This window comes from Pseudomonas sp. GW821-FHT01C01, from assembly GCF_059422645.1.
Window position 1 is genome coordinate 18,696 of sequence record NZ_JBWKXF010000062.1, and the last position, 14,645, is coordinate 33,340.

General features: G+C 60.2%; 14 protein-coding genes. 5 read left to right on the plus strand and 9 right to left on the minus strand.

The genetic code is table 11. The annotated features are described in order from the left end of the window. Window positions 1-59: 59 nt before the first annotated feature. From pdxJ to lptF, 8 genes are all read right to left on the minus strand, one after another. The gene (pdxJ, locus tag AC07XF_RS25590; RefSeq protein ID WP_008053219.1) at window positions 60-806 is read right to left on the minus strand and encodes a pyridoxine 5'-phosphate synthase; all 747 of its coding nucleotides are present in this window, start codon (window positions 804-806) and stop codon (window positions 60-62) included. 51 nt (window positions 807-857) lie between these two features. Further along, window positions 858-1,547, minus strand: coding sequence for a DNA repair protein RecO (gene recO, locus AC07XF_RS25595; RefSeq protein WP_495028724.1), 690 nt, complete (start codon window positions 1,545-1,547; stop codon window positions 858-860). A gap of 161 nt (window positions 1,548-1,708) precedes the next feature. Continuing rightward, on the minus strand, window positions 1,709-2,611 hold the full coding sequence (gene era, locus AC07XF_RS25600; protein ID WP_007982798.1) for a GTPase Era: 903 nt from the start codon (window positions 2,609-2,611) through the stop codon (window positions 1,709-1,711). Continuing rightward, the gene (gene rnc / locus AC07XF_RS25605; protein WP_007973960.1) at window positions 2,604-3,293 is read right to left on the minus strand and encodes a ribonuclease III; all 690 of its coding nucleotides are present in this window, start codon (window positions 3,291-3,293) and stop codon (window positions 2,604-2,606) included. Before rnc ends, era begins: the two co-directional genes overlap by 8 nt. 185 nt (window positions 3,294-3,478) lie before the next feature. Beyond that, on the minus strand, window positions 3,479-4,333 hold the full coding sequence (lepB, locus tag AC07XF_RS25610; protein WP_495028725.1) for a signal peptidase I: 855 nt from the start codon (window positions 4,331-4,333) through the stop codon (window positions 3,479-3,481). Window positions 4,334-4,338: 5 nt separating this feature from the next. Continuing rightward, window positions 4,339-6,138 (minus strand): translation elongation factor 4, encoded by a 1,800-nt coding sequence (gene lepA / locus AC07XF_RS25615; RefSeq protein WP_495028726.1) that lies wholly within the window; start codon window positions 6,136-6,138, stop codon window positions 4,339-4,341. 171 nt (window positions 6,139-6,309) lie between these two features. Beyond that, window positions 6,310-7,371 (minus strand): LPS export ABC transporter permease LptG, encoded by a 1,062-nt coding sequence (lptG, locus tag AC07XF_RS25620; protein ID WP_495028727.1) that lies wholly within the window; start codon window positions 7,369-7,371, stop codon window positions 6,310-6,312. Further along, on the minus strand, window positions 7,364-8,482 hold the full coding sequence (lptF, locus tag AC07XF_RS25625) for an LPS export ABC transporter permease LptF (protein WP_495028728.1): 1,119 nt from the start codon (window positions 8,480-8,482) through the stop codon (window positions 7,364-7,366). The genes lptG and lptF overlap by 8 nt, the downstream gene beginning before the upstream one ends. A 395-nt stretch (window positions 8,483-8,877) precedes the next feature. Here lptF and AC07XF_RS25630 point away from each other — a divergent pair, with 395 nt between their 5' ends. The 3 genes from AC07XF_RS25630 to AC07XF_RS25640 all read left to right on the plus strand — a co-directional run bounded on the left by AC07XF_RS25630 (window position 8,878) and on the right by AC07XF_RS25640 (window position 11,271). After that, entirely contained in the window at window positions 8,878-10,368 is a 1,491-nt protein-coding gene (locus tag AC07XF_RS25630) for a leucyl aminopeptidase (RefSeq protein WP_495028729.1), read from the plus strand. 61 nt (window positions 10,369-10,429) lie between these two features. Then, complete coding sequence (locus AC07XF_RS25635; protein WP_007982785.1) at window positions 10,430-10,858, plus strand: DNA polymerase III subunit chi; 429 nt, start codon at window positions 10,430-10,432, stop codon at window positions 10,856-10,858. Window positions 10,859-10,866: 8 nt separating this feature from the next. After that, complete coding sequence (locus tag AC07XF_RS25640; RefSeq protein ID WP_495028730.1) at window positions 10,867-11,271, plus strand: DNA polymerase III subunit chi; 405 nt, start codon at window positions 10,867-10,869, stop codon at window positions 11,269-11,271. A 127-nt stretch (window positions 11,272-11,398) separates the two neighbouring features. Here the strand turns inward: AC07XF_RS25640 and AC07XF_RS25645 are convergent, their stop codons facing one another. Further along, window positions 11,399-12,166 carry a sulfite exporter TauE/SafE family protein gene (locus tag AC07XF_RS25645; RefSeq protein ID WP_495028731.1) on the minus strand — a complete coding sequence of 256 codons (768 nt, stop codon included), beginning with the start codon at window positions 12,164-12,166 and terminating at the stop codon, window positions 11,399-11,401. Window positions 12,167-12,366: 200 nt separating this feature from the next. Between AC07XF_RS25645 and xseA the strand changes: the two genes are divergently transcribed. Both xseA and AC07XF_RS25655 read left to right on the plus strand, forming a co-directional pair. Beyond that, window positions 12,367-13,746, plus strand: coding sequence for an exodeoxyribonuclease VII large subunit (gene xseA, locus AC07XF_RS25650; protein ID WP_033052047.1), 1,380 nt, complete (start codon window positions 12,367-12,369; stop codon window positions 13,744-13,746). A gap of 3 nt (window positions 13,747-13,749) precedes the next feature. Beyond that, a complete protein-coding gene (locus AC07XF_RS25655) occupies window positions 13,750-14,571 on the plus strand; it encodes a peptidoglycan DD-metalloendopeptidase family protein (RefSeq protein WP_495028732.1) in 822 nt (273 codons plus the stop codon). Window positions 14,572-14,645 lie beyond the last annotated feature (74 nt).

Below are 14,645 nucleotides of genomic sequence, written 5' to 3' on the forward strand. Positions count from 1 at the left end.
CGCGGCGCTCTCAAGTCCATCGCGAGCAAGCTCGCTCCTACAGGGTTTTGTGTTGGTTTTTAAGCTTTGGCAGCCGCCGCCAGAATCAGCGCTTTCATCTCCGAAACAGCCGACTTGAAGCCAACGAACAGCGCATGGGCCACCAGCGCATGGCCGATGTTCAGTTCGTTGATGCCCTTGATCGCCGCCACGGCTTCGACGTTGTGATAGTGCAGACCATGGCCGGCATTGACGATCAGGCCCTGGGCCAGGCCGAAGGCCACGCCATCGGCCACCCGCTTGAGTTCTTCGGCGACTTCGGTCGGCGTCTCGGCATCGGCATAACGCCCGGTGTGCAGTTCGATGGCTGGCGCGCCGACACGGCGGGAGGCTTCGATCTGGCGCTCATCGGCGTCAATGAACAGCGATACTTCGGAGCCGATCTTCGACAGGCGCTCGACCGCCGCCTTGATCCGCGCTTCCTGACCCGCCACGTCCAGGCCACCCTCGGTGGTCAGTTCCTGACGGGTTTCCGGCACCAGGCAAATGTGCGCCGGACGGATACGCTCGGCGAACTGCATCATTTCTTCGGTGACACCCATTTCGAAGTTCATGCGGGTCTGCAGCACGTCCTTGAGCAGCAGAACGTCGCGCTCCTGGATGTGCCGACGGTCTTCGCGCAGGTGCACGGTGATGCCGTCAGCGCCCGCCTCTTCCGCGTCCAGTGCTGCCTTGACCGGGTCCGGGTAACGGGTGCCCCGGGCCTGACGCAGGGTGGCAACGTGGTCGATGTTCACGCCAAGAAGAATACGGGTGCTGGTGGTCACGGAAGCGCTCCAGAAGAAGAGAAAGTTCGGTGCACAGCATACACGGGGAATTTACGGCTTTCGAAACAACTCTCGGGAAACCAAGGGCCGACCGCCCAAATGAACAGCCAGAGCCTGACGCATCAGACGCTTGGCTGCAGACAAAGCGCCGGGGGCTGACCAGTCGGCCTCAGCCATCGCCAGCAGTTCGGTGCCGTTGAACAGACCCGGTTGCAGCAGATAGACACGTTCAAGCCCGGCATCCACTTGCAAACGGTAGAGGCCGTCCGGAGCAATGGGTTGATCATGAATATCGGTAGTCAGGGAAAAACCGTAGCCGAGATCATCGAGCAAGCGCCACTCAAAGGAGCGCAGCAACGGCTCCAGCGGTCGACCTTCGGCCAGGGCCAGCAAGGTCGCGGCGTAGTGATCGAATACACCGGGATGCGGGTCTTCGGCGGGCAACAGGCGAATCAGCAGTTCATTGAGGTAAAGGCCACTGAACAACGCTTCGCCGTTGAGCCAGGTGGAAACACCGGCACTTTCCATGCGCCCGACGTTCTTCAATTCACCACGTCCACGGAACTCGACTTCCAGCGGCACGAACGGCCGCGCCAGCGTCCCGGCCTTGCCCCGGGCACTGCGCAACACCGCCCGCAGCCGACCTTGCGGCGTCAGGAAGTCCACCAGCGCGCTGGTTTCGCGGTAGGCGCGGCTGTGAAGGACGTAGGCGGGTTGGCCGATTGGCAGGGTTGAGGACATGGGTATCTCGTTGGAGGAGCGCCATCGTGAGATCAACACAAACCAAATGTGGGAGCGGGCTTGCTCGCGAAGGCGGCGTGACAGTCAACCAGGATGTTGAATGTTAAACCGCTTTCGCGAGCAAGCCCGCTCCCACATTTGAATCTTTGTACAGTCTGAGATTACAGGTCGCCATAACCCAACGAACGCAAGGCACGCTCGTCATCGGACCAGCCACCCTTAACCTTGACCCAGAGATTGAGCATGATCTTGGAGTCGAACAGCAGCTCCATGTCCTTGCGCGCTTCGGTGCCAATGCGCTTGATGCGCTCGCCCTTGTCGCCAATGATGATTTTCTTCTGGCCATCGCGCTCAACGAGGATCAAGGCATGAATATGCAGGGTCTTGCCCTGCTGCTTGAACTCTTCGATTTCGACGGTGATCTGGTACGGCAGCTCGGCGCCCATCTGGCGCATGATTTTCTCGCGCACCAGCTCGGCGGCGAGGAAACGGCTGCTGCGGTCGGTGATCTGGTCTTCCGGGAAGAAGTGATCGTTTTCCGGCAGGTGCCCGGCAATCACTCGCTCCAGCGCATCGAGGTTGTGCCCGTGCTGCGCGGAAATCGGCATGATCTGCGCATTCGGCAGTTGCTCCTGCAACCAGCTCAGGTGCGGCATCAGCTCGGCTTTGTCTTCGATGCGATCGGTCTTGTTCAGCGCCACGATCAGCGGGCCGGTCACATACTGGACGCGCTCGAGAACCATCTGGTCTTCTTCGGTCCACTTGGTGCGGTCGACCACGAAGATCACTACGTCGACGTCTTTCAACGCCGCCGAAGCGGTCTTGTTCATGTAGCGGTTCAGAGCCTTTTCGCCGCCCTTGTGCATACCAGGGGTATCGACGTAGATCGCCTGCACGTCGCCCTCGGTCTTGATACCGAGCATGTTGTGACGGGTGGTCTGCGGCTTGCGCGAGGTGATTGCCAGCTTCTGGCCAAGAATGTGGTTCAGCAGCGTGGACTTGCCCACGTTCGGACGGCCGACGATGGCAACATAGCCACAGCGAGTTGCGTTTGTATCAGTCATTGCCATTCTCCACACCCAGGGCAATCAGTGCTGCGGCGGCCGCTACCTGTTCGGCAATACGACGACTCACACCCTGACCTCGGCTTTTTTCATTCAGTAAGATGATTTCGCATTCGACGAAGAACGTCCGGCAATGCGGTTCACCCTGGATATCCACCACTTCGTAACGCGGCAGCTCACAACCACGGGACTGCAGGAACTCCTGCAGGCGGGTCTTTGGATCTTTGTTGGTATCGACCAGCGTCAAGCCTTCGAACTCTCCGGCCAGCCAGGCGAGTACGCGCTCGCGGGCCACTTCCATGCCGGCATCGAGATAGATCGCACCGATCAGCGCTTCCAGGGCATCGGCCAGGATGGACTCGCGACGAAAGCCGCCGCTTTTCAGTTCACCGGAACCCAGGCGCAGGTATTCGCCCAGATCGAAACCACGAGCCAGTACGGCCAGGGTCTCACCTTTCACCAGACGCGCGCGTAAACGCGACAACTGGCCTTCGCGGGCCAGCGGGAAACGCTCGAACAGCGCCTCACCGGCGACGAAGTTGAGAATGGCGTCACCGAGGAATTCCAGGCGTTCGTTGTTACGCCCGGCAAAACTGCGGTGAGTCAGGGCCAGGACCATCAGTTCCTGATCCTTGAAGGTGTAGCCGAGCTGACGCTCTAGACGGCTTAAGGAGACGCTCACGGTTTACCCACGCTGAGTTCGTGGCTGGATTCCACCGCCATCGCCGTGATGCGGCGCAGGCTTGGGACAATTAACGCTGTGTTCAAAAATTACGTCCTGAATATCATTGGCTTCATGCTTCCAGACCCCGAATGTGCCGGTTCCAGAAATGCATTCGGCGCTGTGTTCAACAGCGCCGTGTTTGATTACTTGATCAGGCCAACCCGCGAGAAATTCGGCAGGTGGCTGAGTTTGGGTTCCGGCCAGCTCATCCAGACCGCAAAGGCCTTGCCGACGATATTCTTGTCGGGAACCATGCCCAGCAGATTCTTGGGAATGCTCGGATCATCCCAGTAGCGACTGTCGTTCGAGTTGTCGCGGTTGTCGCCCATCATGAAGTAGTGCCCGGCCGGCACGGTCCATGAATGGTCCGGCGTTGCACGGTAGCGGCTCATTTCCTTGCGGATCATGTGCTCGGCGGCGCCGAGTTTTTCCTTGTAGAGCTCAGCGCTGCCCAGCGTGCCCGGCTCGGAGCCGACCAGCTGTTCGGCAATCGATTGACCGTTGACGAACAGGCGTTTGTCGGCAGTATAACGAACCGTGTCGCCCGGCAGGCCGACTACACGCTTGATGTAGTTGACGTTCGGATCGCTCGGGTAACGGAACACCATGACATCGCCGCGCTGCGGATCACCGACTTCGATGATTTTCTTGTCGATCACCGGCAAGCGGATCCCGTAAGAAAACTTGCTCACCAGAATGAAGTCGCCGACATCCAGGGTTGGCTTCATCGAGCCGGAAGGAATCTGGAACGGTTCCACCAGGAACGAACGCAGCACCAGCACGATGAACAACACCGGGAAGAACGACTTGCCGTATTCAACCAGCAGCGGCTCTTTGTTCAGCTTCTCGACCACGACCATGTCTGGCTGGCTGACGCTGCCCTGATAGGAGGCGATGGCGGCACGCCGACGCGGCGCCAGGATCAACAGATCGAGCAACGCCAACAGGCCGCAGACGAACACGGCGATGACCAGCAACAGCGGGAAATTTAGTGACATAGGACCTAACTATCCAACCTGAGCACTGCAAGGAAGGCTTCCTGTGGGATTTCCACGTTGCCGACTTGCTTCATGCGTTTTTTACCGGCCTTTTGCTTTTCCAGCAGCTTTTTCTTACGGCTGACGTCACCGCCGTAGCATTTGGCCAATACGTTCTTTCTGAGCGCCTTGACGGTTGTCCGCGCCACAATCTGCCCGCCAATGGCGGCCTGGATTGCCACGTCGAACATCTGCCGCGGAATCAGATCCTTCATCTTCTCGGTCAACTGGCGACCTTTGTAGTGCGAATTGTCACGGTGCACGATCAACGCCAGGGCATCGACCTTGTCACCGTTGATCAGCACGTCCAGTTTCACCAGATTAGCCGATTGATAACGATCGAAATGGTAATCCAGCGAAGCATAGCCGCGGCTGGTGGACTTCAAACGGTCGAAGAAGTCCAGGACCACTTCGTTCATTGGCAGATCATAGGTCACCTGGACCTGGCTGCCGAGGAACAGCATGTCGTGCTGCACGCCACGCTTCTCGATGCACAGGGTAATGACGTTGCCCAGATGCTCTTGCGGCACAAGAATATTGGCGCGCACGATCGGCTCGCGCATGTCTTCGATGGAAGACAGGTCCGGCAACTTCGACGGGTTATCGACGTAGATCGTCTCGCCGGTCTTGAGCAACAGTTCGAAGATTACCGTCGGCGCCGTGGTGATCAGGTCCAGGTCGTACTCGCGCTCGAGGCGCTCCTGGATGATCTCCATGTGCAGCATGCCGAGGAACCCGCAGCGGAAGCCGAAGCCCAGGGCGTCGGAGCTTTCCGGGGTGTACTGCAGCGACGAGTCGTTCAGGGTGAGCTTCTGCAGCGCTTCACGGAAATCTTCGAAGTCGTCGGAGCTGACCGGGAACAGACCGGCGTATACCTGCGGCTGAATGCGCTTGAAGCCAGGCAGTACGTCGACGTCCGGAGTCGAGCTCAAGGTCAGGGTGTCGCCCACTGGCGCCCCGTGAATGTCCTTGATGCCGGCGATGATGAAGCCCACTTCGCCGGCCTTCAGGTCAACGGTGGCGGTGTGTTTCGGGTTGAACACGCCGACGCTGTCCACCAGGTGGATCTTGCCGGTGGACTTGACCAGAATCTTGTCGCCCTTCTTCACGCGGCCGTGGCGAACGCGAACCAGGGAGACAACGCCCAGGTAGTTGTCGAACCAGGAGTCGATGATCAACGCTTGCAGCGGATCTTCGATGTTGCCGGTCGGCGCCGGAATGGTGGCCACCAGACGCTCGAGCACTTCATCGACGCCCAGACCGGTCTTGGCACTGCACGTGACCGCGTCGGTGGCATCGATGCCGATGATTTTTTCGATTTCTTCCTTGACGCGGTCCGGATCGGCCTGCGGCAGGTCGATCTTGTTCAGCACCGGCATCACTTCCAGGCCCTGCTCGATCGCCGTGTAGCAGTTGGCAACCGACTGCGCTTCAACGCCTTGACCGGCATCGACCACCAGCAGCGCACCTTCACAGGCTGCCAGCGAACGGCTCACCTCATAGGTAAAGTCAACGTGGCCTGGGGTATCAATGAAGTTGAGCTGGTAGTTGATACCATCGCGAGCTTTGTAATACAGGGTGACGCTGTGCGCCTTGATGGTGATCCCGCGTTCACGCTCAAGGTCCATGGAGTCCAGGACCTGGGCTTCCATTTCGCGCTCGGCCAGGCCGCCGCACATCTGGATGAAGCGATCGGCCAGCGTCGACTTGCCATGGTCAATGTGGGCGATGATGGAGAAATTGCGGATATGACTCAAATCACTCACGGATCAACACTCAAAAAGGCTGCAGGCATAGCCCGCCGAAAAATAGCCGGGAATTGTACCTGATCCACGGCGCAAGCGTCACGTTCGCAGGTCAGACGGCACCTACAAAAACGCCCCGGTCTTGCGACAAGGGCGTTTTTTATCGTCAAAGCGGTCGAAAAATGCCCGCCGTCAGCCTGCCCGGCGCAACAGCCAGAGCCCCGCCACGGCACAAATACCCGCCGGCACCAGCACCGAAAGCAAGGGTGGGAAGCCGAATACCTGGCTCGAAGGCCCCAGCAGATCCTGAACGATGCGGAAGGTGAAGCCCACCAGCACGCCGGTGAATACTCGCTGCCCCAGGGTCACCGAACGCAGCGGACCGAAGATGAAGGAAATCGCCATCAACACCAGGGCGGCGGTCACCAGCGGCTGCAACACCTTGACCCAAAATGCCAGCCAATAGCGGCTGTTGTTCAACCCCTGCTCCGCCAGATAGTGGATATACCCCCACAGACCGCTGATCGACAGCGACTCTGGCACCATGACCACAGTGCTCAGCAATTGCGGACTCAAGGCCACGCCCCATCGCTCGACCGGGGTCGACACCACTTCAGTGCTGCTTTCGTGGAACAGCGTGGTCGTGACGTCCGTCAACTGCCAGTGATCCGTGTCGAAGTCGGCACGCTTGGCGAAACTCGCCGATAGCATGTGCCGTTCGTTGTCGAAACGGTAGCGGGTCACGCCATACAAAATGCCGTTGGGTTGCACCGAGTTGACGTGAATGAACTCATCGCCCTGGCGGTGCCACAAGCCGTGCTTGGCACTTTGAGCATCGCCGCTGCCCTGGGCCAGCGAGCGATTGGCCTGCGCGGCGGTTTCAGCGGGCGGAGCGACGTACTCCCCGATCAACACGCCGGCCAGCATCAAAACCAGCATCGGTTTCATGACCGCCCAGACGATCCGGCCGATCGACACACCGGCGGCGCGCATGACGGTCAGCTCACTGTTGCTGGCCAGACTGCCCAGACCGATCAGGCAGCCGATCAACGCGGCCATCGGCAGCATTTCGTACATCCGGCGCGGCGCAGTCAGCGTCACATAACTCAGAACATCGACCAGGGTGTAGGTATCGCTGACTTCGCTCATCTCGTCGATGAAGGCAAACAGTGTCGCCAGACCAAGGATGATCCCGAGCACCGCCAGAATCGCAATCAACACACTGCTACCAATGTAGCGATCCAGCTTAACCACGGGCCACCTCCAGCGCGCTGCGGCGACTCGCCCTCTTCAAACGCAAGGGTTCCCAATAGAGCAGGCCCAGGCCAATGGCCAGGAAAATCCCGTGCACCCACCACAAGCCCAGCGCCGCGGGGATCTTGCCCTTGTCCAGGGCACCGCGGGCGGCAATCAGAATGGTCAGGTAAGCCATATAAAGAAGAATCGCCGGCAGTAATTTGAGGAACCGGCCCTGACGCGGGTTGACCCGCGACAGCGGCACCGCCATCAAGGTCACGATGAATACCAGCACTGGCAGCGATATGCGCCACTGCAACTCGGCGCGCAGGCGAATGTCTTCACTGCCGACCAACGTGCTGGTCGGCATCGCATCACGGTCGGTGACTTCGTCGCTGACGTCGGGTTTTGGCAGCAATACACCGTACTCATCGTACTTGATCGCCCGGTAATCGGCCTGCCCCGGACTACCGTCATAGCGATAGCCGTTATCGAGGATCAGGTAGCGGTTGCCGTCCGGGCGAATTTCCTGACGTCCCTTTTCTGCGACCAGGACAGAGATTCCGCGATCCTTGTTATTGGAACTGATGTTTTTTTGCGAGATGAACACACCACCCAGATTGACGCGGTCATCGGACATGCGCTCGGTGTAGGTGACCCGGGTGCCGTCACGCAAGGCCTGGAAGCGCCCCGGCTCCAGGGTATCGAATTCGGTCAGGGCATCCTGTTTGTTCAGCAGCAGCTGAAACTGATTGGCCCCCTGTGGTGCCAGACTCAGACTCAACCACGCTACGACGATCGCAACCAGGGTGGCCGGAAACAGCGTCATCCAAACCAGCCGCTGCTGGCTCATGCCGGTGGCAGAGAGCACGGTCATTTCGCTTTCGAGGTACAGGCGCCCGTAGGACAACAGGATCCCGAGAAACAGCCCCAACGGCAGGATCAGCTGAAGGAAACCCGGCAGGCGAAAGCCCATGATCAGGAACAGCGAACCCGGATCCAGCAGGCCCGAGGCCGCCTGGGCGAGGTATTTGATGAAGCGACCGCTCATGATGATGACCAGCAGCACGGCGCTGACGGCGCTCAAGGTCAACAGGACTTCGCGGGATAGATAACGGAAGACAATCAAACCAGACACTCCAGGGTTGTCAGGCTAAGGCGGCCAAACAAGCAAACGTATCGGACAACCCGCAAGGCAGAGCCGCCGAAAAAAGATGGCGCATTATCCTGTGATTGGGTGCGCCTGTCACTGCGCAATGCATCCCGGGCAAGTGTAGGAGCGAGCTTGCTCGCGATGGTCGTCAACGATAACGCGAAGAACCTGAAACCCCGCGGCGGCCTCAGGTTCTTCGCGAGCAAGCTCGCTCCTACAATCGTACAACCGAGGGTTGTCAGCCGCCGGTAGCGAGGTTCAAACTGCGGCCTTTGTCGCCGGTCGAACCTGGCGCCTTTCTTTTTATAGGCAAGTGACGCACATACGGTGTCGGGCGCTTGCGTGCTAACCATCAATTCAGGGACCCGGACATGGAACTGGTTGTAAAAAGCGTCAACCCGGAAACGTTGAAGACCGCCACGCTGGTGGTTTCCGTCGGCGAAGGCCGCAAGCTCGGTACGGTTGCCAAGCAACTCGACGAATTGAGCGGCGGCGCGATCAGCGCAGTGCTCAAGCGCGGCGACCTGGCCGGCAAGATTGGCCAGAGCCTGTTGCTGCACAGCCTGCCGAACCTCAAGGCCGAGCGTGTGCTGCTGGTGGGCGTGGGCAAGGACGACGAGCTGGGTGACCGCCCGTTCCGCAAAATCATCGCGGGCATCCTCAATACCCTGAAAGGCCTGGGCGGCAGCGATGCGGTGCTGGCCCTGGACGAAGTGGTCGTCAAAGGTCGCGACAGCTATGGCAAGACCCGTCTGCTGGCCGAAACCCTGGTGGACGGCGAGTACACCTTCGAGCAGTTCAAGAGCCAGAAAGCCGATCCCCGCGCCCTGAAGAAAATCACCCTGCTGACCATCAAGGCCGCTCAGGCTGAAGTGCAACGCGCTGTGACCCACGCCACCGCTATTGCCAACGGCATGGCCTTCACCCGTAATCTGGGCAACCTGCCGCCGAACATCTGCCACCCGACCTTCCTCGGTGAGCAGGCAAAAGAGCTGGGTAAAGAGTTCAAGGACCTGAAAGTCGAAGTCCTCGACGAGAAGAAGATCAAGGCTCTGGGCATGGGTTCGTTCTACGCCGTAGGCCAGGGCAGCGCCCAACCTCCGCGCCTGATCGTCATGCAATACAACGGCGGTAAAAAATCCGAGAAGCCATACGCGCTGGTTGGCAAGGGCATCACCTTCGACACCGGCGGTATCAGCCTGAAACCGGGCGCCGGCATGGATGAAATGAAGTACGACATGGGCGGCGCTGCCAGCGTGTTCGGTACCCTGCGTGCCGTTCTCGAACTGAAACTGCCGATCAACCTGGTGTGCATCCTGGCCTGCGCCGAGAACATGCCAAGCGGCAATGCTTCGCGTCCAGGCGACATCGTCACCACCATGAGCGGCCAGACCGTGGAAATCCTCAACACCGACGCCGAAGGCCGTCTGGTGCTGTGCGACGCCCTGACCTACTCCGAGCGCTTCAAGCCACAAGCGGTCATCGACATCGCGACCCTGACCGGCGCGTGCGTGGTAGCCCTGGGTTCCCACACTTCGGGCCTGCTGGGCAACAACGACGAACTGATCGGCCAACTGCTGAGCGCTGGCAAGGCTGCCGACGACCGCGCCTGGCAACTGCCGCTGTTCGATGAGTACCAGGAACAGCTGGACAGCCCGTTCGCCGACATCGCCAACATTGGTGGCCCGAAGGCCGGCACCATCACCGCGGCCTGCTTCCTGTCGCGCTTCACCAAGAACCTGAACTGGGCGCACCTGGACATCGCAGGCACTGCCTGGACCAGCGGCGGCAAGGACAAGGGCGCCACCGGCCGTCCGGTTCCCCTGCTGACCCAATACCTGCTGGATCGCGCCAAAGCCTGAAACCGATGACTTCACGTGGCGTCACTTATGCGGTGACGCCACGTGAAGCTCAGGAACCGCAATGACCAAAGTCGACTTCTATATCCTGCCCAGCGCCGATCCATCGGCACGCCTGGATTTCGCCTGCAAGCTCACCGAAAAAGCCTGGCGCATGGGTCACCGTGTCTACCTGCATTGCAGCGACGCCTCCCAGCGCGACGATCTCGACGCGCGCCTCTGGGCATTCAAAGGTGAAAGCTTCGTGCCCCACGGTCCCGCCGAAAACGAACCGGACGGCTTGATCGTCCTGGGTCTGGGTGACGATTGTGGTCAGCATCAGGACCTGCTGGTCAATCTTGACCTGAAAGTCCCGGCCTTCGCCCAGCGTTTCGCCCGCGTGGCGGAAGTGGTGGTGGAAGACCCGACGATTCGCCAGGCCGCGCGGGAGAGTTTCCGTTTCTACCGCGAACAGGGCTATCCTCTGCAAGATCACCGTTTACAGCGACTCTGAGCCTTCCAATGGACACTCCAAAACCGCTGCAACAGTCCGCGCACCTGCTGGACGACCTTGAGTCGATCCGCCAATTGCTCGGCGATGACAACCTGCAACCGCCCCTGCTGACCGACACAGTCGAGGACGGCGATCAGGAACAGATTCCCATGTTGTTCGACACCGTGAGCGAGCCTTCGCCGCCCGTCTTACTACCGACAGCCCCTGCCGTTGAACCTGTCACCGCGACGGCATCGATGCCTGCCGCCAGCAAGAACCCGGATGACTTGCTGCACCTGGACAACGAATTGCGCGCCGCTGCGCAGTTGATCATGCAAGACGTGATCGACGATTTCGCCCCGCACATCGAAACCGAAATCAAACGCCGCCTCAGCGCACGACTTGAGCGGTTGTTGAGCCAGTACAACGACTGAGGCAGCTTTTTTTGTAGGAGCGAGCTTGCTCGCGAAGAACGTGAGGGCGACGCGTTTATCAGGGAACACGCGTTATCGTTAAAGTCCATCGCGAGCAAGCTCGCTCCTACAGAAAGCAAAATGCAGTTCAAGCGCTCAAATATCGCCCGATCAACGCGATCCCGCTGACCAGCACCAGCCACGTCACCAGGCGCACGAACGCCTCGCGTGACAAACGCATGGTCAACCGTCGACCGAACCACAGCCCCAGTGCCATGGCCGGCAACAGACACGCCGCCAGCGCCAGCAATGGCAAATCGGCGTACACACCGGCGATTGCAAACAGGCTCAAACGCACCACCGTACTGCAACTGATCAGTGCGCTCTGGGTGGCCCGGGCCGCTTCCTTGGGCAAACGGCTGTTCAGATAGATCGCATACAAAAAACCACCGCTGCCAAACAACGCGCCAAACATTCCGCCCACCGTCCCCATCGGCAACGCCCACACGGCGGACAGTTGCGTCGGACGGGTTTTGATCCACAGGCTGTAAACCGCATAGGCGCTGATAAACAACCCCATCAACAGCAGCAACAGGTCAGACTTGAGGTTCAGCAGGAAAATCACCCCCAGCGTGCACCCCACCGCCATGCAGGGCAGTAACCGCAACAACTCCGGCCTCGCCACATCGCGCCGCGAAGGCAACAGATTGCCGAATGCCGCGACAAAATCGAGCAACACCAGCAACGGCACGATCTTCGACAACGGCATGAACAGGATCAAAATCGGCCCCGCCACCAGCGCGGTGCCGAAACCGGCGATGCCGAACACGATGTAGGCCAGGGCGATGCCCGCACCGATGACCAGCCAGTCCAGCGAGCCGAACGGCCACTGGTTCAACAGCTCAAACACATTCATTCACGTATCTTCCTTGAATACCCGTCGGTGACTTTACCTTTGTGGGAGCGGGCTTGCTCGCGAAAGCGGACTAACATCCCGGATCAATGTGGCTGACACACCGTCTTCGCGAGCAAGCCCGCTCCCACATCAAGCTGTCCCACAAGGGATTTATGCTGGGTCATGGAGATTGCCGGGCAAATGCCTTTAAACTGCGCCACATGATTAAAGATCCCTTTGCAAGACTCGGCCTGGACCGCGAAGTCCTGACCGTCAGCCAGCTCAACGGCCGCGCGCGGGTGTTGCTCGAAGACGTGTTCAGCAACATCTGGGTCGAAGGCGAAATCTCCAACCTCGCCCGCCCGGCGTCGGGCCACGTGTACTTCACCCTCAAGGACAGCGGCGCCCAAGTGCGTTGCGCGTTGTTCCGGCAGAACGCGGCACGGGTTCGCCAGGCATTGAAGGACGGGCTCGCGGTCAAGGTGCGCGGCAAAGTCTCGCTGTTCGAAGGGCGTGGTGATTATCAACTGATCCTCGACACCGTGGAGCCGGCCGGCGATGGCGCCTTGCGCCTGGCCTTCGATGCACTAAAGGAAAAACTCAGTGCCGAAGGTCTGTTCAGTGCCGAGCGCAAGGTACCGCTACCGGCGCATCCGCAACGCATCGGCATCATCAGTTCACCCACCGGGGCGGTGATTCGCGACATCATCAGCGTGTTCCGCCGTCGCGCACCGCAGGTGCAGTTGACGCTGATCCCCACCGCCGTACAGGGCCGCGAAGCTACCGCGCAGATTGTCCGCGCCCTGAAACTGGCGGATGCCCGCGGGTTTGACGCACTGATCCTGGCCCGTGGCGGCGGTTCGCTGGAAGACCTCTGGTGCTTCAACGAGGAAGCCGTGGCCCGCGCCGTAGACGCTTGCGTGACGCCGATTGTCAGCGCGGTCGGCCATGAAACCGACGTTTCGATCAGCGACTTCGTGGCCGACGTTCGCGCCCCCACCCCTTCCGCTGCCGCTGAATTGCTGGCACCGGATTCCAGCGATCTGGTGCGTCGGGTCGAAAGCCTGCACCGCCGACTGGTGATGCGCATGCGTGACCGCCTGATGCGCGATCGACTACGCCTGGAAGGTATCTCTCGCCGCCTGCGCCATCCCGGAGAGCGCCTGCGCCAGCAAGCGCAACGCCTGGATGACCTGGACATGCGCATGCGCCGCGCCTTCGAACGCAGCCTCAACACCCGTCGCGAACGCTTGATCCGTCTGGAAACCCGTTTGGCCGCACAACATCCGGGCCGGCAACTGGCAATGCTGCGCCAGCGCCTCGACAGCCTGGCCGAACGCCTGCCGCGCGCCATCCGCGAAGGGCTGAAGAACCGTCGCCTGCAATTGCACAGCCAGATGCAGACACTGCATGTAGTCAGCCCGTTGGCGACCCTCGGCCGTGGTTACAGCATTTTGCTGGACGAGCGCGGCAACGCGATCCGCAGCGCCGCGCAAACCCATACTGGCCAGCGCCTGAAGGCCAAACTGGGCGAAGGCGAACTGCAAGTGCGGGTCGAAGACAATCACCTGACGCCCGTCACCCTTTCTTTACTGGACTGATCCATGCCGCGCTTCCTGGCTCCATTGCTGTTGCTGTGCCTGACCTTCAATGCCCACGCCGATAGCTACATCACCCGCCTGTTGAACAAACCGGTGCCGGGCGGCGTTGCGGTGGTCGACCTGGGCACATCCACCCAGGCGCCAAAAGCCAGTTATCAAGGCAAACCGGTGCTGGTGGTCAAGGAACAGAACAACTGGCTGGCCATCGTCGGCCTGCCGCTGACGGTCAAACCAGGGGCTCAATCGATCAGCAGCGGCGGTCGTAATCTGAGTTTTACAGTTGGCAACAAGACATACCCGGAACAACGCATCACCCTGAAGAACACCCAACAGGTCAATCCGGACCCGGAAAACCTCAAGCGCATCGAGCGTGAATTGGCCGAGCAGATTACCGCTTACCGCACGTTCAGCCCCAACACCCCGAGCAACGTGCTGCTGGACAAACCGGTGAACGGGCCGCTGTCGAGCAAGTTCGGCGTGCGTCGCTTTTTCAACGGTGAAGAGCGCAACCCCCACTCAGGCCTGGACTTCGCCGTGCCGGCCGGCACGCCGATAAAGACCCCGGCCGCGGGCAAGGTGATCCTGATCGGCAACTACTTTTTCAACGGCAACACGGTGTTCGTCGACCATGGCCAGGGCTTTATCAGCATGTTCTGCCACATGTCGAAAATCGACGTGAAGGTGGGCCAACAACTGGACCGGGGCGGTGTGGTTGGCAAGGTCGGGGCGACTGGCCGCGCGACCGGACCGCACATGCACTGGAACGTCAGCCTGAACGATGCGCGGGTCGACCCGGCTATCTTTATTGGCGCGTTTCAGCCCTGAATCTTCGCCAAGACTGATGGCCTCTTCGCGGGCAAGCCCGCTCCCACAGGGATTGCGCAATCCCTGTGGGAGCG